The sequence below is a fragment of the Desulforudis sp. DRI-14 genome (assembly GCF_052618305.1).
Window position 1 is genome coordinate 205151 of the sequence record NZ_JBQXEZ010000002.1, and the last position, 26767, is coordinate 231917.

26 protein-coding genes are annotated in these 26767 nt (G+C 60.4%); 17 read left to right on the forward strand and 9 right to left on the reverse strand.

The window, feature by feature from the left end; all coding sequences use genetic code 11:
* The first annotated feature begins 211 nt into the window (after positions 1-211).
* The 9 genes from ACUM6F_RS02770 to ACUM6F_RS02810 all read left to right on the forward strand — a co-directional run bounded on the left by ACUM6F_RS02770 (position 212) and on the right by ACUM6F_RS02810 (position 13311).
* Positions 212-1267: a 3-isopropylmalate dehydrogenase gene (locus ACUM6F_RS02770; protein WP_445348304.1), complete on the forward strand. Its 1056-nt coding sequence runs from the start codon at positions 212-214 to the stop codon at positions 1265-1267.
* A 183-nt stretch (positions 1268-1450) separates the two neighbouring features.
* Positions 1451-1939: an RNA polymerase sigma factor SigX gene (locus tag ACUM6F_RS02775; protein WP_426405622.1), complete on the forward strand. Its 489-nt coding sequence runs from the start codon at positions 1451-1453 to the stop codon at positions 1937-1939.
* A 2-nt stretch (positions 1940-1941) separates the two neighbouring features.
* Positions 1942-2913, forward strand: coding sequence for an anti-sigma factor family protein (locus tag ACUM6F_RS02780; RefSeq protein WP_445348305.1), 972 nt, complete (start codon positions 1942-1944; stop codon positions 2911-2913).
* Positions 2914-2999: 86 nt separating this feature from the next.
* Positions 3000-3497, forward strand: coding sequence for a BON domain-containing protein (locus tag ACUM6F_RS02785; RefSeq protein ID WP_425621660.1), 498 nt, complete (start codon positions 3000-3002; stop codon positions 3495-3497).
* 243 nt (positions 3498-3740) lie between these two features.
* On the forward strand, positions 3741-4700 hold the full coding sequence (locus ACUM6F_RS02790) for a metallophosphoesterase family protein (RefSeq protein WP_445348306.1): 960 nt from the start codon (positions 3741-3743) through the stop codon (positions 4698-4700).
* Between the two features lies 1 nt (position 4701).
* Entirely contained in the window at positions 4702-5808 is a 1107-nt protein-coding gene (locus tag ACUM6F_RS02795; RefSeq protein ID WP_425621662.1) for an AAA family ATPase, read from the forward strand.
* A 115-nt stretch (positions 5809-5923) separates the two neighbouring features.
* Positions 5924-9370 (forward strand): helicase-exonuclease AddAB subunit AddB, encoded by a 3447-nt coding sequence (addB, locus tag ACUM6F_RS02800; RefSeq protein WP_445348307.1) that lies wholly within the window; start codon positions 5924-5926, stop codon positions 9368-9370.
* Positions 9367-13074 (forward strand): helicase-exonuclease AddAB subunit AddA, encoded by a 3708-nt coding sequence (gene addA, locus ACUM6F_RS02805; protein ID WP_445348308.1) that lies wholly within the window; start codon positions 9367-9369, stop codon positions 13072-13074. Before addB ends, addA begins: the two co-directional genes overlap by 4 nt.
* A gap of 87 nt (positions 13075-13161) precedes the next feature.
* The gene (locus tag ACUM6F_RS02810) at positions 13162-13311 is read left to right on the forward strand and encodes a DUF1540 domain-containing protein (protein ID WP_426377621.1); all 150 of its coding nucleotides are present in this window, start codon (positions 13162-13164) and stop codon (positions 13309-13311) included.
* Between the two features lie 61 nt (positions 13312-13372).
* On the opposite strand, the gene ACUM6F_RS02815 is transcribed toward ACUM6F_RS02810, so the two are convergent.
* Complete coding sequence (locus ACUM6F_RS02815) at positions 13373-14182, reverse strand: Gmad2 immunoglobulin-like domain-containing protein (protein ID WP_425621665.1); 810 nt, start codon at positions 14180-14182, stop codon at positions 13373-13375.
* Between the two features lie 167 nt (positions 14183-14349).
* On the opposite strand from ACUM6F_RS02815, the gene ACUM6F_RS02820 reads away from it, so the two are divergent.
* Positions 14350-15057, forward strand: coding sequence for a DUF1287 domain-containing protein (locus ACUM6F_RS02820; RefSeq protein ID WP_445348309.1), 708 nt, complete (start codon positions 14350-14352; stop codon positions 15055-15057).
* A 25-nt stretch (positions 15058-15082) separates the two neighbouring features.
* Here ACUM6F_RS02820 and ACUM6F_RS02825 read toward each other — a convergent pair whose 3' ends face one another.
* On the reverse strand, positions 15083-15505 hold the full coding sequence (locus ACUM6F_RS02825; protein WP_445348310.1) for a peptidylprolyl isomerase: 423 nt from the start codon (positions 15503-15505) through the stop codon (positions 15083-15085).
* Between the two features lie 251 nt (positions 15506-15756).
* On the opposite strand from ACUM6F_RS02825, the gene ACUM6F_RS02830 reads away from it, so the two are divergent.
* From ACUM6F_RS02830 to ACUM6F_RS02855, 6 genes are all read left to right on the forward strand, one after another.
* Positions 15757-16674 (forward strand): diacylglycerol/lipid kinase family protein, encoded by a 918-nt coding sequence (locus tag ACUM6F_RS02830; RefSeq protein WP_445348311.1) that lies wholly within the window; start codon positions 15757-15759, stop codon positions 16672-16674.
* A gap of 42 nt (positions 16675-16716) precedes the next feature.
* Positions 16717-17163 (forward strand): YaiI/YqxD family protein, encoded by a 447-nt coding sequence (locus ACUM6F_RS02835; RefSeq protein WP_445348312.1) that lies wholly within the window; start codon positions 16717-16719, stop codon positions 17161-17163.
* Positions 17164-17228: 65 nt separating this feature from the next.
* Entirely contained in the window at positions 17229-18203 is a 975-nt protein-coding gene (locus tag ACUM6F_RS02840) for an ABC transporter substrate-binding protein (RefSeq protein WP_445348313.1), read from the forward strand.
* A complete protein-coding gene (locus ACUM6F_RS02845) occupies positions 18203-18958 on the forward strand; it encodes an ABC transporter ATP-binding protein (RefSeq protein WP_445348314.1) in 756 nt (251 codons plus the stop codon). Before ACUM6F_RS02840 ends, ACUM6F_RS02845 begins: the two co-directional genes overlap by 1 nt.
* Positions 18959-18984: 26 nt before the next feature.
* Positions 18985-19680, forward strand: coding sequence for an ABC transporter permease (locus tag ACUM6F_RS02850; RefSeq protein ID WP_445348315.1), 696 nt, complete (start codon positions 18985-18987; stop codon positions 19678-19680).
* A gap of 148 nt (positions 19681-19828) precedes the next feature.
* The gene (locus tag ACUM6F_RS02855) at positions 19829-20017 is read left to right on the forward strand and encodes a hypothetical protein (protein WP_445348316.1); all 189 of its coding nucleotides are present in this window, start codon (positions 19829-19831) and stop codon (positions 20015-20017) included.
* A 50-nt stretch (positions 20018-20067) separates the two neighbouring features.
* On the opposite strand, the gene ACUM6F_RS02860 is transcribed toward ACUM6F_RS02855, so the two are convergent.
* The 6 genes from ACUM6F_RS02860 to ACUM6F_RS02885 all read right to left on the reverse strand — a co-directional run bounded on the left by ACUM6F_RS02860 (position 20068) and on the right by ACUM6F_RS02885 (position 23041).
* A complete protein-coding gene (locus tag ACUM6F_RS02860) occupies positions 20068-20784 on the reverse strand; it encodes an HAD family hydrolase (RefSeq protein ID WP_445348317.1) in 717 nt (238 codons plus the stop codon).
* A 140-nt stretch (positions 20785-20924) separates the two neighbouring features.
* Positions 20925-21098 carry a hypothetical protein gene (locus ACUM6F_RS02865; RefSeq protein WP_426377618.1) on the reverse strand — a complete coding sequence of 58 codons (174 nt, stop codon included), beginning with the start codon at positions 21096-21098 and terminating at the stop codon, positions 20925-20927.
* A 244-nt stretch (positions 21099-21342) separates the two neighbouring features.
* Positions 21343-21651 carry a nucleotide pyrophosphohydrolase gene (locus tag ACUM6F_RS02870; protein WP_445348318.1) on the reverse strand — a complete coding sequence of 103 codons (309 nt, stop codon included), beginning with the start codon at positions 21649-21651 and terminating at the stop codon, positions 21343-21345.
* 33 nt (positions 21652-21684) lie between these two features.
* On the reverse strand, positions 21685-22176 hold the full coding sequence (locus ACUM6F_RS02875; RefSeq protein WP_445348319.1) for a metallophosphoesterase family protein: 492 nt from the start codon (positions 22174-22176) through the stop codon (positions 21685-21687).
* A gap of 70 nt (positions 22177-22246) precedes the next feature.
* Entirely contained in the window at positions 22247-22483 is a 237-nt protein-coding gene (locus ACUM6F_RS02880) for a Sec-independent protein translocase subunit TatA/TatB (RefSeq protein WP_425621678.1), read from the reverse strand.
* Positions 22484-22528: 45 nt separating this feature from the next.
* Entirely contained in the window at positions 22529-23041 is a 513-nt protein-coding gene (locus ACUM6F_RS02885; protein ID WP_445348320.1) for a hypothetical protein, read from the reverse strand.
* Positions 23042-23216: 175 nt separating this feature from the next.
* Here ACUM6F_RS02885 and ACUM6F_RS02890 point away from each other — a divergent pair, with 175 nt between their 5' ends.
* Positions 23217-23537 carry a hypothetical protein gene (locus ACUM6F_RS02890; RefSeq protein WP_445348321.1) on the forward strand — a complete coding sequence of 107 codons (321 nt, stop codon included), beginning with the start codon at positions 23217-23219 and terminating at the stop codon, positions 23535-23537.
* 70 nt (positions 23538-23607) lie between these two features.
* On the opposite strand, the gene pruA is transcribed toward ACUM6F_RS02890, so the two are convergent.
* On the reverse strand, positions 23608-26571 hold the full coding sequence (gene pruA, locus ACUM6F_RS02895; protein ID WP_445348322.1) for an L-glutamate gamma-semialdehyde dehydrogenase: 2964 nt from the start codon (positions 26569-26571) through the stop codon (positions 23608-23610).
* Between the last annotated feature and the right edge of the window lie 196 nt (positions 26572-26767).

The window sequence follows — 26767 nt, forward strand, 5'->3', positions numbered from 1 at the left end:
CCTCCTAATCGGCCTTTCCGCAGTTAGAATGCGCAACGGCAGCCGTAAATAAACTGCGACATAAGTCGCTTTTTGCGGTAGAATAGGAAGGAGCCGCCTCAAACCCAGTCCTGGCGGATTGGGCGGTAGTAGGCAGTAAGTAGTAGGACTCGAAGGCATTTCCGTTCGGAAATGCCAATAAATTTAACAAGCATTTGGAGGCGTGTAAAAGATGTACCGCATTGCTGTAATTCCCGGGGACGGGACCGGTCCGGAACAGGTCCGTGAAGGCCTTAAGGTTCTGGCCGCCATCGCCAAAAAGTTTGACTTTGCGTATGAGACCGTTGAATTTGACTACGGCGGGGAGCGTTTCTTGAAGACCGGGGAGGTCTTGCCTCCCGACGCCGTAGATGAACTAAAGACTTTCGATGCGATCTACCTGGGAGCGATCGGTCACCCGGACGTTAAACCCGGCATCCTGGAAAAAGGTATCCTGCTGACCCTGCGGTTTGCCCTTGACCAGTACGTCAATCTTCGCCCGGTCAAGCTCTTTCCCGGCGTTGAATGCCCGTTAAAAGGAAAGGGGCCCGAGGATATTGATTTCGTCGTGGTGCGGGAGAACACCGAAGGGCTCTATACCGGGTCGGGCGGCTTTCTCAAAAAGGGAACACCCGATGAAGTGGCCATTCAGACCTCGATAAACACGCGCAAGGGCGTGGAACGCTGCATCCGGTTCGCCTTTGAATACTGTCGCAAGCGCAACAAGGCCAAAAAGGTGACGCTTTGCGGCAAGACCAACGTCCTGACTTACGCCTTTAACCTGTGGGAGCGCGTCTTTCACGAGGTGGGCCAGGAATACCCCGACATTGAGCGGGATTACGCGCACGTTGACGCCATCTGCATGTGGATGGTCAAGAACCCCGAGTGGTTCGACGTGATTGTTACCGACAATATGTTCGGCGACATTATCACCGATCTCGGCGCCATGATCCAGGGGGGCATGGGTATTGCCGCGGGCGGCAACATCAACCCCGAGGGTGTCTCGATGTTTGAGCCGATCGGCGGCTCGGCCCCGAAATATACAGGTAAAAACGTCATCAACCCGCTTGCCGCCGTCATGAGCATGGCGATGCTACTCGAACACCTGGGCGAGAACGCAGCTTCGCAAGCGGTGGAAGAGGCCGTGAAGCTGGCGTGCGCCAACAACCTCAAGAGCATGGCCGCCGGTAGGATGGGGTATTCCACCAGCGAGGTCGGGGACTTGATCGTTGGTTATCTGGGAGGTTAGGGTATGGTCTGGATGGTACTTTGAGACCATACAGGACTAGCAGGTTATAAAATCTGTCTAATAATTTCCTGTGGCGCTTTAACGTCACAAATCAGCCACTCAAGGATTAGATAGAATAGAGAGTGGTCCAGGAGGTGTGGACCTATCTCTGAAAGAGGAGTTAGGGAAGGTATCAGTTTAACGCTGGAAGAATACCAGCAGCTTTTTGAACGCTATTATCCGGAAATCTGCCGCCAGTTAGCTTATGTTACCGGCGACCGGACAAGCGCTGAGGATTTGGCCCAGGAGACTTTCCTCAAGCTGTACGCGACGCCGCCCCGTCATCGCGACAATCTTGTCGGGTGGCTGCGTAAGGTGGCTGTCAATCTGGCCTATAAGCACATCCAAAGGGAACAGAACCGCCAGAAAAGAGAGCTCAGGACGGTTTCCGAAGGGGTGCACACTACCGACGTCGACCAGTTCTGGCGCCGGCACGAGGTGAAACAGGTCAGGTCCGTTCTGGACAAACTTGCTGAACGCGACCGAATATGTTTGATCCTTAGGTTTTCCGGGTACAGTTATGCCGAAGTGGCGCGGGCCATAGGCGTGGAGGCTTCGTCCGTGGGTACTATCCTGGCCCGGGCGCGAGCCAAATTCCGTGATGAATTCAATCGCCAGGAGGGAGGTGCCTAACCATGTGTTTTAACGAGGGTACGTTGCAGGCCTATTTGGACGGCGAAGTCCCCGAAAGTGAACGTGAACGCATTGCACGGCACCTTTCAGAGTGCGACTTGTGCCGCGAGGGACTGGATAACTTGAGGGAGTGCAGCAGCTTTGTCGATACGAAGCTCGCGCTGTACGCGCAGGCCCTGGATAGTCCTGGCTTTGATACTGAATCGGCATGGCGGGCCCTCAAGCAGAAACTGGTGGTCCGGCCCGCAAGATTATGGCAAGGATGGCTGGGCGCATTCGCCGTCGCGGCCGTTTTCTTCCTGGCTGTCGGTGTAGGTTTGGGTCTGCAGCAGTTTGGTTTCGGGCCGCCCCGGGAGGTCGCGGATTCCCAGCCAGGTAGAGCCAAGAGTCAGGAACAGCAGGTTGATAAACAGTTAAGGGACGAGGGTGCCCAATCGCAGGTTAAAACCGCTCCGGGGGTCATCGGGATGTCTCCCGATAATGAAGGAGTGTTGCAGGGGCAAGACTCTGTTATAGTGGATAATGGCAGCTCAGAGGGCAGCTCGCCGCGATCACTGACTGCTACTGTCAACGGCGGCAGCGTTCCGAAGCGCGGTTCAGGACATCCAAACGGCAGCAGTGCCCGCATGCTGGCGGCCACGATGCCGGGTGTAGCCGTCCAGCCAGGAGAGTTGGAAGAGGTATTATACAGGGATACGGAAAAGCAGTGGAACGTCGATGACGTCCAGGCCAAAACCGCGGTGGAGCTCCTTAATGCGTCCGTGCCGGTTTTGGAGGTTCCGGACGCCGAAAAGCCCAATGGCGGCCTCTTCCTGCGAATGAAAAACGACCGGCTGTTGATTCTTGCGGCGGTACCCGGTGACCTGGTTCAGTGCTACGGTTTGTCCGAGCGGGGCGTCATCCTGGTCAAGAGCCCAGAACTTTCACAGTTGCTGCTGGAGATTGCCGCTTTAGGGCCACCCAGCACTCAATGACGAGTGGATCGTAAAGAAGTGTTAGCTCGTGACCTTTTGGTTGTCGAGTTGAGTGCTGGGCATAATAATCCTGAGGTGACGCAGACATGCACGATGAAGCCGATCGGGGAGTCGGCCAGCGGATCCAGGATTTCCTGGAACACCACAAAGGTTTCTACAGCTATGACCTCAACGCCAGCGAGCACGACGGAGAGGTTGTTTTGACGGGTATCGTCGATACTCTTGCCGAAAAGCAGCAGCTTACCCGGCTGATTTCGTCCATGCCCGGCGTAAAAAGGGTGGAGAACGACGTTGCCATCAGCACCGACGGGCAGATTACCGACGCCGAGGTCTTGGAAGAGGTGATGGAGGAGTTCGCCCAGACCCCGGGGTTGGACGCAAAGCGGGTCGGGGCGAAGGTTAGCGGAGGAAGGGTGTTTTTGGTCGGTCATACCGACGACCCATCGGAGATTCGCGCCGCGAGGCCCGCCGCCGCGAAGGCACGAGGCGTCAGGGAAGTGATCGACCAGGTTAGCCGCGCGGAGCACGAGCCGTCGCTTGACGAACTCTTCCACTCACAGGTCCGCAACGATGAAGAGAGATGACAGCCGACACCAAGCCAAGCTATTAGACTGCCGGCTAAATGGGGCTTTAACAAAACGCATCTCAAGTTAATGAAACCAGGCTGTCGAATCCTACTGAAAGCTCGGAGAGGACCGGCAACTGTTGTTTTTCAACAGTTCCTACGATGCCGGGCTTTTTCTTCTCTCTATCCCTCACGGCAGGAAATACCGGGGAAGCCGACGAAAACCTGAGCAACATCTAAAGTAAATCCGGGAAGGCCGAGTATGAAGCTCTTGTACTTGACCGACACCCACATCCGGGGCACGAACCCCAAATACAGGCTCGACGATTTCGCCTCGACCCTCCGCGCCAAGCTCATCGAGGTGGTCGGCCTCGTTGAAACGCACCGCGTCGATTTTGTGATCCACGGCGGTGACGTTTTTGACATGCCCAGCCTGCCGCTGCCCGTGGTGGGGGACTTCATGGAAATCTTGGCGCGTATCAGGGCCCCCATCTACGCCGTGGCCGGGAACCACGACATTTACGCCTATAACCCCGAAACGCTCGACCGCACCATGCTTGGCTTCCTGTCCAGGCTGGGGCATTTTCGCCTCTTGCAGCCCGGATCTCCTGTCTACGTCGAAGCCGGCGGTGTCAGAGTGCAGCTTTCGGGAATGCACTTTCACTACGCGATGGATAGGCGGGACTTCAGGATGGATTATTGCGTCCGCAAGGTCGATTGCGATTTCGCCATCCACACCACGCACGGCCTGCTTTTGACCCGGCCTGTGGCGCCCGAGATACCGCATACCCTGGCCGAATCCGTCGCACAAAACACCGAAGCCGACCTGACGCTCGGGAGCCACGCCCACTTCGGCTTTGCTCCCGTGACGTTCGACGGGCGGACGGTGGCGAACCCCGGCGCCCTCGCGCGCCTTTCGCCGCAGCCGGCTGATGTGCAGCGCCGGCCGCAGGTCCTGCTCATCGACCTTACGGGCGAAAAGCCTGCTTACGTCTTGATCCCGCTAACTTCGGCACCCCTTGGAAGCACCGTTATCGACACGCAGCAAGCCAATAATTTTACAGCCCGGGAAGCAGTTTTATCCGATTACCTCAAGGGTTGGGGATCGGCCTCCACCCTCGAAGACGTTTTGCACAACTTGGCCCAGAGGGACACGCTGTCCGAGAAGGTGCGCGACGAAGCCATGCACCGTTTACAGGATGCCCGGAAAGGAATAGGGTGAATTGACGGCATACATCGCCCGCGTCGTCCTTGAGAATTTTCAATCCCACGGCAGGACCGAGCTTGTCCTGGTGCCCGGTTTCAACGTCCTCGTCGGTGAGTCGAACCAGGGCAAAAGCAGCGTCTTGCGGGCCTTGGTCTGGCTTTTTTACAACGAGCCCTGCGGGACGGCTTTCATCCGTTCGGGCCGGGACTGGTGCCGCGTCTCGCTGGAGTACAGCGACGGGACGGCGCTCAGCAGGACGCGCACCCGCGCGCGGAATTCCTACCTCATCCTCTATCCCGGCGGCGCGAGCCGGACATTTGAAACCAGCGACGCCGAGGTGCCCCAGGAGGTGCGCGGCGTCCACGGGATCGCCCCCGTCTTGCTCGCCGACGGCGTCCTGGCAGCGATCAACGTCTCCCGCCAGTTCGACCAGCCGTTTTTGCTTACCGAGCCGGAGGACGTGCGGGCGGAGGCGATCGGCCGTCTTCGCGGCGCCCACGTGGCCGACCGGGCCCTGGACGGCTGCTTGAGCGCCTTGCAAGAGGGTGTAGCCCGGGGCGCCGGCGAGGAAGACGTCCGTGTGCTTGAGCAGGCCTGCCGGCTGCTCGCCCAGTCTTCCGCCAGCGTAAGGGAAAGCGCCCGGCGCGATGTCGAGGATTTTGTCAACAGCGCGCTGCGTTTTATTTTCGGGCCGGAGCCGACCTTCAAGATAGGTTTCGCCAGGCGCGACCCGAAGATTGTCTGCGAATTTTCTATCGTGTCTTCCTCCGGAGCCGTTCCCCTCGAAGGGATTCTTCAGGAATCCCAGGGCGCGGGGATCGTCGACGTCATCTCCCTAGCCCTGCGCATTGCTTTCCTGGAGGGTCACCAGCCCAGGCTTCCCGGCCCTCTCCTTCTCGATGAGCCCGTCAAGCATTTGAGCGACCAGTACGCGCTCGGCTTGAGCCGTTTTCTCAAAACGGTAGCCGACACGTTTGACAGGCAGATCGTCATGGCCACCCACGACCAGCATCTCACAGCGGCGGCCGATATGCTGTACGTCTTCGAACGGCGCGAAGGAGAAACCTTCGTGCATTCCCGGGGCAGCAGCATCCGGGGTTATGTGCGCAGGCCGGGCTCCTAAAAGGCGTGCAGGAATACCTGCCGTTTCTTCCGAAATGTTGTCGCAATGACAAACCGCTGTCTTTCCCCCGGAAAATAATACTGTCGGGCATTTGGGAACGGAGGAGGAACGTCCTTTGCATCTTCGCCTGATCCTCGGCCGCGCGGGCGCGGGGAAAACCAGGCTGTGCCTCGACGAGATCGGGGCACGGTTGCGCCGGGCCCCCGAAGGCCGCCCGCTAATCCTGCTTGTCCCGGAACAGGCTACTTTCCAGACCGAACTCGGTTTGGCCCGCACGAGCGGGCTCGGCGGTTTTACAAGGGCTCACGTCTTGAGCTTCCGCCGCCTCGCCCTGCGCATCCTCCAGGAAACCGGTGGAGCCTGCCACCCGCGCATCAGCGAAATCGGCAAACGTATCGCCTTGCGCCTGATCCTGGAAAAACACCGCAAAGAGTTAAAATACTTTATACGGTCATCGGCGCAGCCCGGTTTCTGTGATGTTCTTGCGCGCACCCTTTCCGAACTGAAATTCTGCAACGTCGGCCCGCGGGAACTCCTGACCGCCCGGCAAAGCATCCCCGGCGACCCCCTGGCCGACAAGTTGGGGGACCTGGTTGCGGTCTGGGCGGCTTTGGGCCGCTTGCTCGAGGGCCGGTACACCGATCCCGACGATTTTCTCGCCCTTGCGGCCCAAAAAGCCGGCCAAGCCCTGATATGCAAGGATGCCGAGATATGGGTCGACGGGTTTTCCGGTTTTACCCCCCAAGAATATGCGATGCTGCACGCGCTGGCGCTGCACGCCGGGCGGCTGAACGTCGCGCTTTGCCTGGACCCCGGCAATGCCGGCGCCGCCGACGAGTCCGACGGTTTCTATCCCACCCGCGCCACCTACCGGCGGCTGGTTGAAATGGCTTCCCGCGCCGGGGTACGCATCGAGGAGACGGTGGTGCTGTCGTCGCCGGCGCGCTTTCTCGACAGCCCGGTGCTGCGGCATCTGGAGTCTTCCTTTTATCGCCGCCCGTCACCGCCCTACGAAGGTATTCCCGCCGGCCTTCGCCTGGTGGCGGGCGCCAACCGAAGGGCCGAGGTTGAGGCCGCCGCCCGCGAGATCGTGAGCCTGGCCCGCGACCGGGGCTACAGGTGGCGGGAAATAAGCGTCGTTATGCGTGACATCGAACAGTACCACGACCTGCTGGCCTGCGTTTTCAGCGATTACGGCATCCCGTTTTTTATTGACCGCAAGAGGCCGGTCGGTCATCACCCGCTTATCGAGCTGGTTTCCTCGGCCCTGGAGGTCGCGGCCGACGGCTGGCCGTACGACGCCGTTTTCCGCTTTCTCAAGACCGATCTCGTCCCGGTGACCCGTGAAGAGGTTGATTTGCTTGAAAACTACGTCCTGGCCCACGGCATCAGGGAAGGCCAGTGGCTTAGCGCCGAACCCTGGCCGTACCTCGCGCGGCGCAGCCTGGATGACGCCTCGGCGCCAAGCCCGGGGGAAGAGCGGTTCCTTGCTCGGATCAACGACATCCGCAGGCGCGCGACCCGCGAGCTGGCGGCCTTTTGCGCCCAAGCCCGGAGCGCTCCCGGCGCGGCCGCCCTCGCGGCGAACCTGTTCAAGCTGCTGGACGGGCTCGGCGTTCCCGGCCGCCTGGCGTCGTGGGCCAGAGCGGCCGCGAATAACGGACGGCTCGAAGAAAGCCAGGAACACAAACAGGTGTGGGAACAGGTCGTGCACCTGCTTAACCAGCTCGTCCTGATCCTGGGCGAGGCGGACCTTCCGCTCCGGGACCTTGTCCGGGTTATCGGCAGCGCTGTGGAAGGCATCCGCCTGGGAATGATCCCTCCCGGGGTCGACCAGGTGCTCGTCGGCGCCCTTGACCGCTCGCGCAACCCGGAGATCAAAGCGTGCTTCGTGCTTGGGGCCAACGACGGCGTTCTGCCCATGCGGCCGTCCGAGAACGGCCTGTTCACCGAACGCGAGCAGGAGCGCCTGCGAGCGCTCGGGGTGGAACTGTCGCCATCCGGCCGGCAGCGTGTCTTCGAGGAACAGTACCTGGTCTACATCGCCCTTACGAGAGCCAGCGAGTATTTGTGGGTCAGCTATCCGATGAGCGATGCCGAGGGGCGGGCCCTGTCTCCCTCGCGGCTGTTGCAGCGCCTTAAAGAGCTTTTCCCGCGGCTGCGCGAGGATTTCGCCGGCATTGAACCGGCGTCGGGGGATGTCTCCTGGATATGCCGCCCGGAGCCGACGATGTCCTGCGTTATCGCGGCGCTCCGGGCCTTGCGGAGGGGCGGTTCCTGCGACCCCGTCTGGCTGGAAGCCTATAACTGGTTTCTGACCGCCCCGCAGTGGGCCGGCCGTTTTAAGAGTTTGTTGGCCAGTCTGACTTTTCGGAACAACGAGCAAAACATTTCCCCGGTCAAGGCCCGGCACCTGTACCGCTGTCCCATACGCTTGAGCGTCTCTCAGGTCGAACGTTTTCAGGCCTGTCATTTCGCACACTTTATGTCCCACGGGCTGCGCCTGAGCGAGCGGCTCCAGTTCGATTTTGCAGCGCCGGCGGTGGGCGATTTCCTGCATGCCGCCTTGAAGATGGCCGGGGAGCGTGTGCGGGACGGGGAAGACGGCTGGGAAAAGCTCGACCGCGCCGGGATCAGGCGGCTGGCCTCGGAAGTGCTTGAGGACCTGGCCCCGAAGTTTAAAAGCGAAATCCTGTTCAGCACGGCCCGTTTCCGCTATTTCAGCCGGAAGCTGCAGCGCACCCTGGAAAGGTCGTTGACGCTTATGGCCGAACACTGCCGCCGGGGGGCTTTCAGGCCTGTGGCCTTTGAGATCGGTTTCGGTCCTGGGGAAGAACTGCCCCCGATCCGGCTCAAACTGGGCGACGACCGCGAGATCGAGCTGCAGGGGCGCATCGACCGGGTCGATATGGCTGCGGGACCTTCCGGTAACTATTTCCGCATTATCGATTATAAAACAGGCCGCGTCAATCCCGACCTCAATCTTATCGCCTGCGGCCTTCAGTTGCAGTTGTTGGCGTACCTGGACGTCATCATTACGCACGCCGTCCGGATATGCGGGAAGCCGGCCCTGCCGGCCGGGATTCTGTATTTCAGCGTCAGCGACCCGTTCGTCGCCGCGCCGGGGCCGTTGAACCCTCCCGAGGCCGAGAAGAAAATCCTTGCCGCTCTCAAACTGAAGGGGTTCGTTCTGGCCGATTCCGAAGTCGTCCGCATGATGGACAGGCAAACGGGTCACCTGTCGGAAATCCTGCCGGTGGGCCTTAAGAGCGACGGCTCGTTTTATCCGCCCGCGGCCGCCGTATCCGAGGACCGGTTCAACCTGCTGCGGGCGCACGTCCACCGGGTATTCGCCGCGGCCGGCAAGGCGATGCTGGACGGCGCCGTCGGGATCAACCCCTGTGACGGCAAGAGCTACAATTCCTGCAGGTATTGCCCCTACCGCCCGGTGTGCCATTTCGACCCTTTGCTGCCCGGCAATGAATACCGGCGATTGCGGGCGCAACCTGTAGACCGGATCTGGCTCGCCCTCGCGGCTGCGGCCGGAGGTGACGGGAATTGACGACGCAATGGACCGCCCAGCAGGAAGAGGCCATCACCGCGCGGGGCACCAACGTCCTGGTTGCGGCATCGGCCGGGACGGGGAAGACGGCCGTCCTGGTGGAGCGCATCGTGCGCTGCATCACCGATCCTGTAAAACCGGTCGACGTCGACCGGTTGTTGGTCGTCACCTTCACCAACGCGGCCGCCGCCGAGATCCGCGCGCGGGTGGGGCTGGCCGTCGGGGCCGCGCTCGGCGTCGACCCGGAGAACAGGTACCTGGCCCGGCAACTCGCCCTGCTTGACCGGGCTTCGATCACCACCTTGCATTCCTTCTGCCTGGAGCTCGTGCGGCAGTATTTTTACAAGCTCGATATCGACGGGGCCTTCCGCATCGCCGACGAGCACGAGGCCGCGCTGCTGCGCCTGGACGCGGTGGAGACCCTGTTCGAGCATTACTACGCTTCCGGGGAAACGGGGTTTCTGGCTCTGGTCGACGCCTACGGGGGGGAACGCGGCGACCACCTGCTGCAGGACCTGGTCCTGGACATCCACAGGCACGCCGGCGCCCATCCCGATCCGCAGGCGTGGCTCGCCGGGGCGGCAGGGTCGCTGTCGGCTCAAGAGATGGACCTGGATGATTTTCCGTGGATGGGCGATCTCAAGGAATACATTGCGCTGGCCCTTGACGGGGCGCTGCACGACCTCCGCCTCGCCCGGGCGCTGGCGTCGCAACCGGGCGGGCCCGGGATCTACCTGGCGACGCTGGCCGAGGACGAGGCCCTGGTTGCGGGTATCCGCACCACCTTGGCCGAAAACTGGGAAAGCTTCTACGCCGCCTGCTCCCGGGCTGCCTTTGGCAAGATCAAGCCCTGCCGCGGCGGGGACGTCGAGCCCGGCCTGAAGGAACGCGTTCAGCACCTGCGTAACAGGGCCAAGGAGCTCGTAAGAAAGCTCAAGGAGGAATACTGTTCGCGTTCCCCGGCGGAGGCCGTCGAGGACCTGAAGCTGGTCGCGCCGATGGCCGGCGCTCTCGTGGATGTCGTCAAAGCCTTCGACAACGCTTACGCCAGGGCCAAGCGCAACCGCAACGTCCTGGATTTCAGCGATCTTGAACACCACGCGCTGCGGCTTCTCGAGGAAACCGAGATCGCCGGCGACTTGCGAGGGCGCTTCGAGGAAGTGCTTGTTGACGAGTACCAGGATATCAACGCGGTCCAGGAGCGCATCCTGCAGACTGTTTCCCGCCAGCAGCCGGGCGGGCGGAACCTGTTTATGGTCGGGGACGTCAAACAAAGCATCTACCGGTTCCGCCTGGCCGAGCCCGGGCTGTTCCTGGCGAAGCAGGCGGATTACAGGGAACGTCCGGGCGCCGACGGCCGCCTCGTGCACCTGAGCGGCAACTTCCGCTGCCGGGCCCAGGTCGTCGACGCCGTCAACTTTTTATTCCGGCAGATCATGACCGCGAGGGCGGCGGAAATGCCGTACGGCGCTGAGGCCGAGCTCGTCCACGCCGCCCTGTACCCCGCGCCGCCTCCCGCCGTCGACAGCGTCGCCGGCCCCGTGGAGGTGTACCTTCTTAACCTCGATGGCGGACAGGAAAACGGCGCCGAGGACGGCGAGGGAGAAAACGGCCCGCCGTCAGCCCGGGAGTTGACCGCCGGCCAGTCGGAGGCGCTGCTCGCCGCCCGGCGCATCAAGAACATCGTCAAGTCGGGAGTTTGCGTTTTTGACAAGGCGACGGGCGATTACCGGCCCGCCGGCTACCGCGACTGCGTGGTCCTTCTGAGGGCGACGTCGGGCTGGGCGAGCGTTTTCGTGGAGGAATTCCGCCAGCAGGACATCCCGGTTTACGCCGACCTCGGCACGGGCTACTTCGCCGCCGACGAAGTGGAAACCATGCTATCGCTGCTTGCCGTCATCGACAATCCGCGGCAGGACATCCCGCTGGCCGGTGTTCTGCGTTCGCCGCTCTTCCGTCTGACGGGCGAGGACCTGGCATCCATCCGCCTGGCCAGGGAGAACGGGGATTTCTACGACGCCGTGCATGCGGCGGCCGGCGACCCGTCCCTGCCGGCGGCCGCAATCCTTAACACCTTCCTGGAAAAGCTGGAGGCCTGGCGCACGATGGCCCGCCGGGGGGCCCTTTCGGACCTAATCTGGAACATTTACCGTGACACCGGCTATTACGATTTTGTCGGAGGATTGCCCGCCGGGCCGCAGCGTCAAGCAAACCTCAGGGCGCTTTACGAGCGGGCCAGGGAGTTTGAGACCACTGTTTTCCGCGGCCTCTTCCGTTTCCTGCGCTTCATCGGGCGCATCAGGGAGAGCGGGGGAGACCTCGGGACAGCGCGCGCTCTCGGGGAAGACGAGGACGTGGTCCGCATCATGAGCATCCACAGGGCGAAAGGTCTGGAGTTTCCCATCGTGATCCTGGCCGGTCTGGGCAAGGTCTTCAACAAACAGGACCTTAACAAGGGCGTCCTGGTGCACCGCGAGCTGGGCCTGGGCCCGCAGGTCGTCGACCTGGCCTCCCGTGTGGTCTATCCAACGCTGGCCAGGCGTGCCATCCGGGCCCGGCTGGAGTCGGAGGCGCTTGCCGAGGAGATGCGCACCCTTTACGTCGGCCTGACCAGGGCCCGTGAAAAACTGATCCTGATCGGTTCAGTGGCCGACCGCGGCAAGGCGGTGCTGCGTTGGTCGCAGGTTGCGGCCTGCGACGGCTGGGCCATCCCCGACCACATTCTGTTCTCGGCGCGCTGTCCCCTTGACTGGCTTGTTCCCGCGCTCGTCAGGCACCCCGACTGCGCCGCCCTGCGACGGGAATGCGACATTGGAGAAACTGCCGACCGGATGCTTGCCGATCCCTCCCGCTGGTCGGTCCGCGTCCTGACGCCGGAGTCCCTGCGCGATTTCCGGCCAGCCGGCGCTGGGGCGGCGGAGACTTTAAACTTCATCGGCCAGGGCCGGCCTTGGCCCGGCCCGCCGCAGCACGCGGCCGAGATCGACCGGCGCCTGAGCTGGGTCTACCCGTGGCTGCCCGCTCAGACCATACCGGCCAAGCTTACGGTCACCGAAGCCAAGCACGCCTTTGCCGCCGGCCTGCCCGGGGACGAGGCAGCCCGGCCTTTCGAGTTCGACGATTACGCCTTCAGGAGTAGGCCTGGCTTCCTCGTCCATCCCGGCGCCCTTTCGGCTGCCGACGTCGGCGCCGCGGTACACCTCGCCATGCAGCACCTCGACCTCAAGGCCGTTCTTGACGAAGAGGATGTCGGCCGCCAGCTTAAGGACCTGCAGTTGCGCGGCTTCCTTACGGAGGCCCAGCTGACGGCCGTGGATTGTGCCCAGTTGGCCGGCTTTTTCCGCACCTCCCTGGGGCAACGCATGCGTTCGGCTGAGCGTGTGTACCGCGAACTCCCGTTCACCATGGCCGTCCCCGCGTCCGAGGTCTACCCGTTCCTGGAAGGAATTCCGAGCGAGGAAAAGGTCCTGCTGCAGGGCGTGATTGACTGCGTTTTCTTGGAGGAGGACGGGGCGGTGCTCATCGACTATAAGACGGGCCGTGTCGAAAAGGACGGGGGAAACGGGATGATCGCGCGCTACAGAGGGCAGCTCGCGCTTTATGCCCGGGCCCTGGAGACCGTCCTCGGCTGGCGCGTCAAGGAGCGCTATCTTTACCTCTTCGGCCGGGGCGCCGCTGGCGCGCTGCGGCTGGAAGAACGCTGACAACCGACGGCCTTCCCCTGCGAGCCCCCCTTTTTTGCATAACTCGCTAAATCATGGGCAAAGATAACGGAGAAAGGGGGTGAGCCGATGCCGGAAATCAAGTGCACCGTCACCGAATGTGAGTATAACCATAACGTGAAGTGTGACGCTCCGATGATCCAGGTCGCGCGCAACCACTCGTCCCAGGCTTCAGCCTCGGACCAAACCCAGTGTGAAACCTTCAAGAGAAAGTCCTAAGCAGCATTGGCGCAAAAAGAGACTGGCTGTGAGACCAGTCTCTTTTCATTATTAGCGAGGCCTATTTAAACCGTACGGGAACGACGACCTTGTCGACCTCGCGGCCGTCCTCGGGGCTCTCCCAGAAGACCTCGAGGCGGCCCCTTCCTTCAGCCGGAGGCTTGAAGGTCAGGATAAGCTCGAAGTCCCCTCGTGCGGGGGCTCCGGCGGTGGCGGTCGTAAAGCCCTCCGCCAGTTTCCGGCTGTCGTTTTCCACCAGCCGCCCCTTTACCGTTCCTTCAAAGACCCTGGCGCTCCCGGCCACGCGCAGGGGACTGCCGACGACGCTTTCCGGCGCGGGAGCGGTGATCCAAATGGCCGGCTCGTAGACTCTGGAAAGGTTCCGCTTGAAAGGCTGCTCGTACAGGCCCACGTGTCCCCACCAGTCCTTGGCACGGTTATCCAGCCTGCCGTTGACGAGAAAAGAAACCCGCTCGATCTCCGGGAACTCGGTGAGCGTGTTGACCACCGACTGAATGCCGAGCATCTCTCCCATGGCTCCGACGTTGACCTTGAGAACGTCTTCCGAAAAATTGACTGTTGCCAGCCCGTTTTTGACCCTGATATCGAGAACCTTGGTGCCCTTGGGCAAAACCTGCGTTGCCCCCGGGGTTCGGGGCGTTCCGGAAATAAGTTCCTGCAGCGCCAGCCTGTAAGGGTTGCGGTCGCCGGAGACCTGGTGGATCTCACGGACCAGGAAGGCGTCGGTCTGCGTTGTTTTGGGGTAATAGACGGCCACCTGCTGTAATTTTTCCGCCTTGCCGGGCTCGTCGACACGGGGGGAAAGCCGGGCTTCTCTCCCGCAACCCGCCGGGAACAAGAGAAAGAACAACAGGAATATGGCTCCGCAAAGGCGGAAATATCGCGCTAACAACACGTTTCCTCACCAACTCTCACCAAAAAGTCGGACACTCCTATTTCCTTCTTAGCTTACCACCAACAAAGGAGAAAGCACGTCCCGTTGCGAATCCTGTACCAGTAAATCTATGGGGGAAGCGGATGCATAAACTAGGTTTGGCTGTTTTTGGACTAATCGGCGTGCTTTTCACGCTATGTGCCGCCGGATGTGCCGTTGACGACGGCCCCTGCCCGGTGCCGCGGATCGTCGCCGACATCGATACCGACGGGGACGGGGTCTTGGACGCCGACGATATCGTGGCCGGCGCCCGGCCGGAGGCCGACAGGAAGACCAGGTACAGCGCGGCCTATTATCCGGGCGGTTACCCTCCGGACGGCGAGGGCGCCTGCACCGACGTGGTCTGGCGCGCGATGCGCGCCGCCGGGCACGACTTCAAGGCCCTCGTCGACGCCGATATCGCCGACGACCCGGAGGATTACCCCAGGGTCGCGGGGAACCCCGATCCGGATATCGACTTTCGCCGGGTGCCGAACCTTGTCGTTTTCTTTAGTAAATACGGAGAGAGCCTGACTTGTGATGTCCGTCCGGGCGACGCCGAAAACCTCGCCGCCTGGCAGGGGGGAGACATCGTCGTCTTCGGCAGGCCGCTGGAGCACATCGGAATTGTTTCCGACAGAAGGCGCAGAGACGGCGTGCCGCTCCTGATCCATAACGCCGGCCCCCACGCCACGGAGGCCGATGTCCTCACGTCCTGGCCTACCAGGATAACGCACCATTTCCGTTACCCTCCGGCCCGCACTCAATTACCCGGGATCCCCGTGCAACAAAAGAATAGACCAAGGGATTAATTATCGGCGTAAATGCCTCTATTCTCTATCGAGTGCCGGGTTCAACGACTCGAACCGTTTCCATCCTGTCGCCCGCCTCGATGCTGTCGACGACACTCATCCCGTCCTTAACCATGCCGAAAACGGCATACTGCCCGTCAAGCCAGGGAGCGTCCTTCTTCAAGAAGTAGAACTGCGAGCTTGCGCTGTCGGGATGCTGCGCCCTGGCCATGGCGATACACCCTCTGACGTTCCTGAGATCGGGGTGCGTTTCGAGTTTGATGCGCTTGCCGGAGCCTCCCGTGCCGTCGCCCTTGGGGTCGCCGCCCTGAACCACCCAGTGCTCCACGCGGTGGAAGGTGAGACCGTCGTAGAAGCCCTGGCTCACCAGATCGATAAAGTTCTCCGCCGTGACCGGCATCCTGTCGGGGTCGACCTCGATAGTGATCTCGCCCTTAGAAGTTCTCATCGAGATTGTTTTTGCTGACAACCGCCTGGCCTCCTCACTGCAATCTTTAACGTATCTTAAGCATATTACACGCACAACCGGCCTGGCAATAATGTCCATGCGTTCTTACCGGTGAGTTCTTTCTTGACGAACCCTGCGCTCTTACTTTTCCTCTCTGAAGGATTCCCTTCTCGTGCGGTGAACGATTTACGTATACCGGTTTAGTCACTTCTTATTTCCGGTCTCTGACATCTTGAGTGAGGTGCTTCCGCTTGACCTGTGACACCCTGGCCATCGTCAACCCCGCTGCGGGGGGCGGGCGAACGCGCAAGGCGTGGCCCGCTTTGAGCAGGAAGATACGCGATCTCGGCCTCCGTTTCGACCAGATGGATACCGATGCTCCCGGGGCGGGACAGTCAGTGGCGCAAAAAGCCATCGCGGAGGGATACCGGCGCCTGATCGCCGTTGGCGGCGACGGAACGGTAAATGAAGTCGTAAACGCGATGATGACGGCCGGTGCGGCAAACGTGGAACTCGCCGTCATCCCGATGGGCACGGGCAAGGACCTGGGCCGGTCGTTGGGCATCCCGCACGACCTTCTCGCGGCGGCCAGGCTTTTGCAAACCGGCACGGCCAGGAGGCTGGACGTCGGCTTCATCGAGTGCACGGGAATGGATAAACAGCCCTGCCGCCGGTACTTTTTAAATGTCGCCGACGTGGGGCTTGGCGCCGAAACTGCCCGGCGCGTCAACCGGACAAGCAAGTGTCTGGGCGGTTTCCTGTCTTTTTTCTACGGGGCGCTCGCCACGCTGATCCTCTACCGTTACAAGCCCGTGCAGTGTACCGTGGACGGTTTGGAAACAAAATCGCTCGACCTGGCCATCGCCGCCTTGGGCAACTGCCGCTACTTCGGCGGGGGGATGCACATCACCCCGCGAGCCCGCCCCGATGACGGCCTTCTGGACTTCATCGCTCTCGGAAGGCAGAAAAAAACGGGCATATTGAAAAATCTCGTGCGCGTGTATAAAGGCACCCACCTGCGGGACCCGTCCCTGGTTTACGTCCAGTGCCGCGAGGTGTTCCTGGCGTCGACGGAACCTGTCTTGATCGAGGCCGACGGGGAGATCGTGGGATACCTGCCGGCCCGTTTCGGTATCGTACCCGGGGGAGTCAGCGTTATCACCGGCTAAGTAAAAATTGCGATGACGGATTTAAAGCAGAGGACGTGTGCCGTGAAGATCATCGTTGATGCCGACGCCTGTCCCAAAACGGTCCTGACGATTTGTTCCGAGCTTGCGGCCGGCTACGGCGTCAGTGTCGTTACGGTGGCGAGTTTCGCCCACCGGATTGACTCCGACGACCACGTGGTCGTTGGTGACGCCAGCCAAGAAACCGATATCCGCATTATGAACCTGGTGGAAAAAGGCGATGTGGTCGTCACCCAGGATTGGGCCTTGGCCGCCGTGGTGCTGGGCAAAGGCGGCAAGGCCGTTTCTTCGGGCGGACGTATCTACCATCCTGAATTCGCTCCTTTCCTGCTTGAGGAACGGGAAATCAAGGTGCGCTTTCGACGGACGGGCGGGAGGACGAAGGGCCCAGCCAAGCGCACCCGCGCCGACGACCTGCGTTTCAGAAAGGCCTTGACCTTTCTTCTGGAGCAAAAGCCCCCTGTCCCCTGAACCAATTTGTTGGAGGATTATCGTCATGGCAGTCGAAGTTAGCCGTTTGGAGGTGTGACGGAAGAATGCTTCGCAAAAAACCCCCGGTCCTGCTTATCCTGGTCGGTTTGCTCGCCGTTGTCCTGCTGGTTTCCGGTTGTACCCGGGAAAAAGAAAAGCCCTTGCGGCTCGGAATGCTACCCATCACCGACAACCTGCCGTTCTGGGTGGCCGAGGCCAAGGGATACTTCGGCGATGCCGGCGTTGAGGTTGAGCTTGTGCATTTCCCCAGCGCCCTTGAACGTGATACCGCCATACAAGCCGGTCAGATCGACGGCGCCCTCGGGGACATTATCGCCGTAGCCCAGCTCAACGCGGGCGGTTCGCCCGTCAAGATCGTCTCCATCGGGCAGGGCGTAACGGCCGAGGAAGGACGTTTTGCTATCCTGGCCTCGCCCAAATCCGACATCACCGAACCGTCCCAGCTGAAGGGCGTGCCGGTGGCCTGCTCGCTCAAGACCATTATGGAGTACGTCGTGGACGAACTCCTGGTCTCCGCGGGACTTGGGCCTGAAGAAATCAAGAAGGTCCAGATTGCCAAAATCCCGCAGCGCCTTGACGCCCTGCTCAACGGGACGGTCCAGGCCGCCGTGCTGCCCGACCCGATCGCCGCCCTGGCCGAGGTCAAGGGCGCCCGCGTGATCGTTGAGGATACCGCCGGCGCCAACATCACCCAGACGGTCATCTACTTCAGGCAGGAGACCCTCGACCACGACCATAACGGCAGGGCCGTTAAAAAGCTGATGCAGGCTTATGCTCGTGCTGTTGAAGACATCCAGGCCTCCCCGCGGGCCTACGACACCCTCCTGGCAGAAAAAGCCCGCGTGCCGGCGCCGGTTCTGGAGAACAGCAACCACGGCATGAAAGTCCTCTTCTCGCCGCCGCAGGTCCCCACCGAGGAACAGATCTCGCGCGTCGTCGAGTGGATGACCGCCCACGGCATCCTGGCGAAGCCCATGCGCTACGACGATCTTGTGGACAAGAGGGTACTGGCCGAGTAATGATCTCCGTCAAGGGGCTGTCGGTAACCTACAGGCAAAGGAACGCCACTGTTCCGGTTGTCGAGAACATCTCGTTCGAGCTCGGCCGGGGACAGACGTGCGCCGTCATCGGCCCTTCCGGATGCGGCAAAACCACGCTCTTGTACGTCCTGGCTGGTTTGCGCCCTGAATTTGACGGCCACGTTTTGGTCGCCGGGGAACCGGTTAAATCCCGGCGACTGAAGACAGCCGTAATCCTCCAGGATTACGGGCTTTTTCCCTGGAAAACGGTATGGCAGAACACCCTTCTCGGCCTGCAGCTGCGCAATTTGGCTGCGCCGGAGATCGAGGCCCGCTGCCGGCGCATACTCGACGAGCTCGGTCTTTCAGCTCTTACAGCCCTTTATCCCGCGCAGCTCAGCGGGGGACAGCGGCAGAGGGTGGCCATCGCGCGCGCCCTGTCTCTCGATCCGGACCTTCTGCTGATGGATGAACCCTTTTCTTCCCTTGACTTTTTGACAAGGGAAGCGCTCCAGGACAGCCTGCTCGAAATCTGGAAGAGGCGCGGGGTGACCATCCTTTTCGTCACCCACAGCATACCGGAGGCGGTATACCTCGGCCAGCGCATCATCGTGCTCTCGGGCCGGCCCAGCCGGATTCTTGCCGACTTCGAAAACCCTGGGGTCGGGGAAAGGGCGTGGCGCAAGAGCAGAGGCTTTCACGAACTGAGCAACAGCCTGCGGGAGATGCTGAACGGGGAGCGTGACGTCCCATGATCCAACAGCTTGCCGCTTTCTTATTTTTGTTGGGGCTGTGGCACGTTACCGCCTTACTCCTGCACATCGAGCAAGTGCCGACGCCCCTTGAAGCGCTTGTTGTGCTGACCAAGGGTTTGCAGGGCGAACTAGGGGGCCACATCCTGGCGAGCACGGCCAGGGTACTGGCGAGCATCCTGATTTCCTTTGCCGTCGCCGTCCCCCTCGGGCTGTTTCTCGGCAGGGAAGAGCGCTGGGACCGCTACGCTGCCCCCCTTATCTACATCGTCTATCCCATTCCCAAAATCGTGTTCCTTCCCATGATTTTCCTTGTTGATTTTGGTGACGGCGCCAAGATATTCCTGATCAGCCTGGTCATTGTCTTCCAAATCCTTGTCACCGCCCGCGACGCGGCGCGGAAGATCGACCGGGCCGTCGTTGATTCAATGCTCTCCCTGGGGGCGGGCAAAATCGCCCTGTACCGCCACGTGGTCTGGCCGGCGGCCCTCCCGGAGATCTTTACCGCCCTGCGCATCTCTTCGGGTACGGCGATCGCCGTTCTCTTCTTTTCCGAAACCATCTGCGGCACCAATGGGCTGGGCTATTACATCCTGGACGCCTGGTCGTCCTGGCTGTGGCCGAACATGTGGGCCGGGGTGGTCGCTATGGGCCTGCTCGGGTACGTGCTCTATACGGCGATCGACCAGCTGGAACGCAGGGTTTGCACCTGGAAACACCTGTAAGGGCTTTGGACTGGGCATTGGGCTTTGGGATTTTCTTATATGGGGGCCAGGTAAGACGCAGTTTTATAAGGGGCGCCCATCCGGTTTTTGCCTTGCTGGGGAATATCAGCCGTTTCCGCGGGTACACTAACAAACGAGGTGATAAATAATGGCTGATGTCAAGAGGAATAAAGACTGGATGGACAAGGACGTTCACGGGGACAAAGACCGGGATGTGGAGAAGAGGGCTGAAGACGATCCCAACTACCTCGGCCGGGCGTGGGAAGCCACTAAAGAGGCTGTCGGCCTGGACAAGTGGACCGACGCCAAGGAGTCGGAGAAAGAAGAAGTTCAGTAAATTCAAAGGCGCCCGCCGTTTCCGGCGGGCGTCGCACGTTATACAGGGGATTAGGTCACCTTGGGAAGGCTGTCCACGAACGCCAACAGGTCTTCCAGCGAGCCTTGGAAATCCGCCCGGTAGGCGTATCCCTTGTGGTTGATGACGCAGTCCTCGACCAGGTAGGTCCGCATCCCTGTTTTCCCCGCCACGAGGTCCTCTTCAACGTCGTTGCCGACCATCAGGCATGCGGTCTCCGTGCAGCCGAGCTTTTCGATGATCTCCCTATAATAGTTCGGGTTCGGTTTGCAAAAGTGCATTTCTTCGTATGTCGTCACCAGCCTGAAGGGGAAGTCCGCAACGCCGACCCACCGCAGGCGTTCCTCGACGGCCAGCTTGGGAAAAATCGGGTTGGTTGCTATGACTACCTCGTAGCCTTTCGTTATCGCTTTCTTAAGGATTAAGGCCGCGGTTGCGGAAGGCCGGGTGGCATGAACCAGGGAGGGGAAGTCCCTCCGGTAGAAATCCTCGAAAATAGGCAACAGTTCTTCTTTGGGCAGTCCCGTCCGGCCGAAGAAATCGTCCATGAAGACTTCTTCATTTGTTTTTGCAGGGTTGTTGTTAACAATCATCGCCTCGGTGCTGATAAGCAGTTCCTTAACGAATCGTTCAGGTGCGAGGTAATCGCTCAGTCGCGGGGCCAGCAGGCGCAGGTAGGCTCCCAGGAATTTGTCCATATCCATCGGCAAAAGCGTTCCGTCCAGATCGAAAAGCAGGTAGCGCAGCATATTCCCTCCGCCGATAGCAGTCTATCCAGTATTTCGGTTGATTGCACCCGTCCCCAGTGCAGTGTCCGGATGCGAGGTGGACATAGAGGTGTTCTATGCCCCCCGGTATTAATCGAGCGCACGGCTCACAAGCCGAAGTCTCACCAGCGCAGGCGAATGCGCTGTATGCCCTTTTTCTTCAGGGTCTCAAGCATCTTCTGATGCACGCTGTTGGCTTCGCCATGCAGTTTTCGACGTTTATCGCACCTGACCAGCTCGTCGGGCATCCTGAAGGCCGCGGCGGGTCCGTGCAAACCGGCTGTTATCGCTGACACCTCCCACAGTATGAGGTATAACGAAACTATACCTGCATTGTCCGCTCCCGACAATCCAGCTATACGTACGATATAATGAACGTCCTGACATTAGTGAAGACATTCACTAATTTCCTCCGCCGCATGCCGTTTTTTATACCGCGGCAAACGCTTGTCCTGAAAGCATTACGGGGTTTCAAAACCTTTTTGAAGGCGACGGTGATAACAGCCTGTTTCTCGGACGGGCCTGTTCGACAAGTATCGTTCACCAGAGGTTGTCACTTTCTCCGGCGGGGTACTTCCCGGCGTTGGCGGCCAGTTTCCTTCTTATGGCTTCACCGAGGTCGATCCCCAGGTCGTGACTTAGGATCAGCAGGTAGATGGCCACATCGGCGATTTCTTCCGTGACGGGGAGCAGGTACTTTTCCTGGAGGAGCTCATCCTGCTGCAAGTCTTTCCACTGGAAGATCTCCATCAGTTCTGCGGCCTCGATGGCGACGGACATGGCCAGGTCCTTCGGGGTATGGTACCTGGCCCAGTTGCGCTCGTCGCGGAACCGGATCACTTCATCCATAAGCAAGTTTATGTCGTTTGTCTGCATGCTCTCCTAATCCTCCAGCCTGATGATGCGAGCCTCTATGCGGCGGTCGCTGACGTAGAGGATGCTGTACGAATGATAGGGCCACCTCCGCCTGTCGGTCGGCGAACCGGGATTGACGAGCAGCACCCTGCCGGCTCTCTCGACGAGGGGCTGATGGCTGTGTCCGAAGACGATGCAGTCGGTGTTTGGAAAAGCGGCAAGGGCGCGTTCCGACGTCGTTCCCCGCACCCCGTCGCCATGGATCACCCCGATGGTATATCTGCCGATCGACAGGGTTTTTGCTCTGCCCAGCCGGGCATGCAGCTCGGGAGGGTCCATGTTTCCCGCCACCGCCGTCACCGGCGCTATTTCGCTAAGCGCGTTCAGGACCGACGCGTGAACGATGTCCCCGGCGTGAATGATCATGTCCACACCCGCCAGGCCGTTGACCAGCTCGACGGGCAGGGCATCGGCCCTGGCGGGGATATGGGTGTCGGCGATCAGCCCGATAACCCGCACCGCTCCACAACCTCCGTTTGCTGAAAGAGAAATAGGGTCCTGCCTCCGGCAAGACCCCCGCTTTTAACGTTTACTGTGCCTTGTTTTCTTTCGACGCTTCCAGCGCGCGCTGCTGTTTATCGTCCTTTTCGTCCTCCGCCTGGATGCTTTCCTTATAGCCTTCCACGGTATCGCGGCTTGATTCCCTGACCTGGCGGATGGTCCTGCCCAGCCACCTGCCGAACTGCGGCAGTTTACCCGGACCAAAGATGATCAGGAGAATCACCAAAATCAGAATGAGTTCGGGTATACCCAGGTGTGGAAACATTTTGCACCCTCCTCGTTAAAGGTCAGGACTTCGGCGCTTCGTTTTTTAACATAAGAAGCCTGTCCACTCGGCTTGCAAATTGAACAGGTTATAGCCTGAACGCCCGTTGGGGGCCAGGAATCCGACCCATTGCTCGTCCCGGTCGAAAAGGTTCAGGCCCTCGAACCCGTTTTCCACGGCAAAACCGGTCCAACGGCCGTCCCGGTCAAACCAAAGCCAAACCCGGTCCGAGGCCTGCATGGCCGTTCCGACGTTGTTCAGATTTAAGTCGTAGACGGAGAACCTGCGCGCGCCCGCGTCAACGTTCCCGCTGCCGGCGTGACTGACCGGGTTGAGGGCTTTGTTGACCAGAGGGTTCAGACTTTCATCAGCCAGAGGGCTGAGCTCCCGGTTGACCGCAGGGTTTATTTCGCTCCGGCGTTCCGGGTTGATAAAGGGGTTCAAATGCGGGTTGATCGCGCTGTATGTCTTGGGGTTGAGCGTGGCGTTGTGCATCGGGCTGATCCCGTCGTTGAAGAGCGGGTTTACCGAACGGTTCGAGCGCGGGTCGTTACGCAAACGGGAGACACCTCACAGGGGAAAAAGATTACTGCTCTTGGTATACTATACACGTTACCGGCGGCAATCACAACAGTGGATGCTGCGGCAGACCGTTATGGAATGGTATAATTATGGTACTGCGGCGGGGGAAGAGTTCTGCTTCCGTTCGCGAAGGTGGGGGAGGGAATGGGGCATGAACATCATGATCATCGTCACGACGACTTCCCGGGAGACTCTTGTTGATGCTTTCAGGTTTGGTATCACCAGCCTCAATCAGGGACACAGCGTCAAAGTGCACCTGATGGGCGAGTGCCTCCACAGTGAAGATGCGCTGGCGGCGTTAGGTTCGGAAAACGTGGTCGACGCTTTTTGCGAATTCGCGGGCGACCTCTACGCGTGCAAGAGTAAAGCCATCCCTATTCAAGACGCGCTGCCCCGCGGCTGCAAGCCGGCCACCATCCACAACCTCGTCCATTACTGCACCGAGTGGGCGGACAAGGTCATCACCTTCTGAAGCAGAGGAGCCTGGACGGCTCCTTTCAACTTTGGGTTCAGCTTGATGTTCGGGGTATGTTTCGGGCATGTTATATGTCGCCTTCCGCGCTTGGGGCAAATCCCCTTCGGATGGTGTTTTCGGTGACGACCCGGGGGACCATGAACTCCAGCAAGTAGTCGGGGCCGCCGGCCTTGGACCCCAGCCCGGACATTTTGAAGCCCCCGAACGGGTGGCGCTCGACGATGGCGCCCGTGCAGCCGCGGTTGATGTAAAGGTTGCCCACCCTGAACTCTCGCATCGCCCGGGCGATATTCTTGGGGCTCCTGGAGAACAGGCCGCCCGTTAGGGCGTAACGGGTACTGTTGGCTACCTCCAGCGCTTCGTTGAAATCCTTGACCTTGATGACCGACAGCACCGGTCCGAAGATCTCCTCCTGGGCCAGGACGTGCTCCGGGCGGATGCCTTCGAAAATGCACAGGGGGACGTAGTGTCCCCGCATCTCCGGCTCGTCCCTGTAGACGAGGAGACGGCCTTCTTTCTTGCCCTGCTCGATGAAGGAGAGGATCTTCGCTTTGGCGCTCTCGTCGATGACCGCCCCCATATATGTCTCGGGCCTTTCGGGAGGGCCGATCACGATGCTCCTGGCGGCTTCACACAGCCGGTGGACGAAGCCGTCGTAGTTTTCCTCCAGCACGATGACTCTCGAACAGGCCGAACACTTTTGTCCCTGGTAGCCGAAGGCGGAATAGATGGTGTGCACCACCGCTTCGTCCAGGTCGGCATCCGCATCGACGATGACGGCGTTCTTACCGCCCATCTCGGCCACGACGCTCTTAACACTCGAGGCCCCAGCCGGGGTTTTCCCGGCCAGCTCGACGATCCGCAGGCCCACATCCATCGATCCCGTAAAGGCGATGAACGCAACCTCGGGGTGGGTAACCAGGTAGTCCCCGATTTTGCCTCCCGGTCCGGGCAGGAAGTTCAGCACCCCCGAAGGCAGCTTGGCCTCGACGAAGATCTCGTAGACCTTCGACCCGACCACCGGCGATTGCGAGGCGGGCTTGTAGACCACGGTATTGCCCGTGATCAGGGCGGCCGCGGTCATGCCCACCGAAATCGCGAAGGGGAAATTCCAGGGGGCGATGACTGCGCCCACGCCCTTGGGCTCGTAAAACATCCGGCTGACTTCGCCCGGCGCCCTCCCCATGCGGCGGGGCCTGGCGAGCCTGATTATCTCCCGGCCGTAATACTCCAGGAAGTCTATCCCTTCCGTCACGTCGGCGTCCGCTTCGCTCCAGTTCTTGCCGACTTCGTACACCTGCAGGGCGGCGAGTTCCCTACGCATGGCCCGGGCGACGGCAGCGGCGCGGAAGAGGTACTCGGCCCTTTCGCGCGGGTCGGTGTCGCGCCAGGATGCAAAGGCCTTCTTGGCCGCCGTTATCGCCGCTTCGGCCTCGGCCAGCCCGGCGGCGGAGACCGCGCCGATTACGTGGCCGGGATCGTTGGGGTCGGTGGATACGATCTCTGCGGACGTCGTAACGGCCTGCCCGTTGATGTACAACGGGATTTTTTTCCCGGTTTCGGCGCGCACCTTCTGCAGCGCGGCCTGGAATTCGGCCCTGTTTGCCGCGATGGTCCAGTCAAGGAGGGGCTCATTCCGGAAAGGCCCCTTGTCGCCGTATTCCGGGCATTCGCGCGCAGGCGGGGCCGGGGCGGCGCTGTCTTTGATTTCCGCCGGGTTGCGCAGGAGTTCCTGGATCGACTTCTTTTCGGCGAAGCTCTGACGCAGGAACGACTCGTTGGCGGTGTTTTCCAACAGCCGCCGCACCAGGTAAGCCATGCCCGGGATCATGGCGCCGATCGGGGTATAAAGGCGCACCTTGAGGCCGTTCTTGCCCAGGGCCTTGTACAGAGAGTCGGCCATCCCGTACAGGACCTGGAATTCGACCTGGCCCTCGGCTTTCAACTTTCTGGCCTGCTCGATGACGTAGGCGATGGAGCGGATATTGTGGGAGGCGCAGGCCAGGGAGACGTGCCTGCTGTTCTGCAGGATCAGCCTGGCCAGTTTTTCGAAGTTGGCGTCGGTCTCGTGCTTCCTGGTAAAAACGGGGATCGGCCAGTTGTGCTGCTTGGCCATGACGGTCTCAATGTCCCAATAGGCCCCCTTGACCAGGCGGATGGTAAACCTCTGCCCGCGCTTCTTCGCCCACTTGATCAGTTCTTCCAGGTCGGCCTCGCTTTCCTTGAGGTAGGCCTGGATGACAATCCCCGTGTGGGGGTAGTTCCTGAACTCTTCTTCCGACAGTAGGCTCTTGTAAAGCTCCAGAGTGATGTTTTTGAGGGCGGTGTGCTCCATGTCCAGGATAACGTGGGCGCCGCTTTGCATAGCCCGGCGGAAGATCAGACGCAGCCGGTTTTTGGCCATCGAAACGGAGTGTTCGAACCCCCTCGGGTTCATCTGCGAATACATCGCCGAGGGTTTGATGGAAATGTTTATTTTTGGGGAGCAGCCCCAATCGAGGTCGCCCTGTCCGCCGCCGAGCGCCGGCCAGTTCCGCTGCGCCGCGCTGAGGGCGTTCAGGAGGTCTATGTAGCGCTGAAAGTACTGCTCTGCTTCATTCTCGGAGACCACGGCCTCGCCCAGCAAGTCGGCGGTGAAGGCAAGGCCCTGGTTCCGCAGGCCGGTCAGCACCGGCAGGGCTTCCTGGATGTTCTCGCCCGTGATGAACTGCCTGGCCATGTTGGTGATGTTTTTGCCGATGTTGCCGGGTGTGATCAGCTTAAGCCCCCACTGGATCGAGGTGGAAAAGTTGAGGTCGGAGCGGCAGAAATACTCGTCGATGTGGTCCGTGACCGACTGGGGGTGGGTGAGGCTTGGAAACACGTCGACGAAGCGGAACATCTGAACTTTAAAGTCCTCGTTCTTCATGCACCAGTCCATAATTTTCCCGTTCCAGAATTCCTTCTTGAAAACGGAAGGCGCCTCGCTTTGCATCTGCTGGTAGAGTTTGAGACCTGTTTCTAAAATTCTTTTTTCAGTACCGCCGAACATTGTCGTCCTCCCGAGTAGTTGATTTCAGGCTGCATAAAATACAAAGGATTACGTGTTGATGCTTTTGCTGTAAATATTTCTACCTTGAGTCATGGATACCTTTTTCACACTGGGGCGGGAAAATGTTCCCACCAGGTTACCGGTTTTGAAAGTAACGTTTATAGGGAATACTATGACCAACCTTTCAGAGCGGTTG

Excerpts from the sequence above, each read along its gene's own strand:
- ACUM6F_RS02770 (WP_445348304.1), top strand. The coding sequence starts at position 212 with ATGTACCGCATTGCTGTAATTCCCGGGGACGGGACCGGTCCGGAACAG.
- ACUM6F_RS02780 (WP_445348305.1), top strand. The coding sequence starts at position 1,942 with ATGTGTTTTAACGAGGGTACGTTGCAGGCCTATTTGGACGGCGAAGTC.
- ACUM6F_RS02785 (WP_425621660.1), top strand. The coding sequence starts at position 3,000 with ATGCACGATGAAGCCGATCGGGGAGTCGGCCAGCGGATCCAGGATTTC.
- ACUM6F_RS02790 (WP_445348306.1), top strand. The coding sequence starts at position 3,741 with ATGAAGCTCTTGTACTTGACCGACACCCACATCCGGGGCACGAACCCC.
- ACUM6F_RS02810 (WP_426377621.1), top strand. The coding sequence starts at position 13,162 with ATGCCGGAAATCAAGTGCACCGTCACCGAATGTGAGTATAACCATAAC.
- ACUM6F_RS02820 (WP_445348309.1), top strand. The coding sequence starts at position 14,350 with ATGCATAAACTAGGTTTGGCTGTTTTTGGACTAATCGGCGTGCTTTTC.
- ACUM6F_RS02825 (WP_445348310.1), bottom strand. The coding sequence starts at position 15,505 with ATGAGAACTTCTAAGGGCGAGATCACTATCGAGGTCGACCCCGACAGG.
- ACUM6F_RS02840 (WP_445348313.1), top strand. The coding sequence starts at position 17,229 with ATGCTTCGCAAAAAACCCCCGGTCCTGCTTATCCTGGTCGGTTTGCTC.
- ACUM6F_RS02845 (WP_445348314.1), top strand. The coding sequence starts at position 18,203 with ATGATCTCCGTCAAGGGGCTGTCGGTAACCTACAGGCAAAGGAACGCC.
- ACUM6F_RS02855 (WP_445348316.1), top strand. The coding sequence starts at position 19,829 with ATGGCTGATGTCAAGAGGAATAAAGACTGGATGGACAAGGACGTTCAC.
- ACUM6F_RS02860 (WP_445348317.1), bottom strand. The coding sequence starts at position 20,784 with ATGCTGCGCTACCTGCTTTTCGATCTGGACGGAACGCTTTTGCCGATG.
- ACUM6F_RS02870 (WP_445348318.1), bottom strand. The coding sequence starts at position 21,651 with ATGGATGAAGTGATCCGGTTCCGCGACGAGCGCAACTGGGCCAGGTAC.
- ACUM6F_RS02880 (WP_425621678.1), bottom strand. The coding sequence starts at position 22,483 with ATGTTTCCACACCTGGGTATACCCGAACTCATTCTGATTTTGGTGATT.
- ACUM6F_RS02890 (WP_445348321.1), top strand. The coding sequence starts at position 23,217 with ATGAACATCATGATCATCGTCACGACGACTTCCCGGGAGACTCTTGTT.
- pruA (WP_445348322.1), bottom strand. The coding sequence starts at position 26,571 with ATGTTCGGCGGTACTGAAAAAAGAATTTTAGAAACAGGTCTCAAACTC.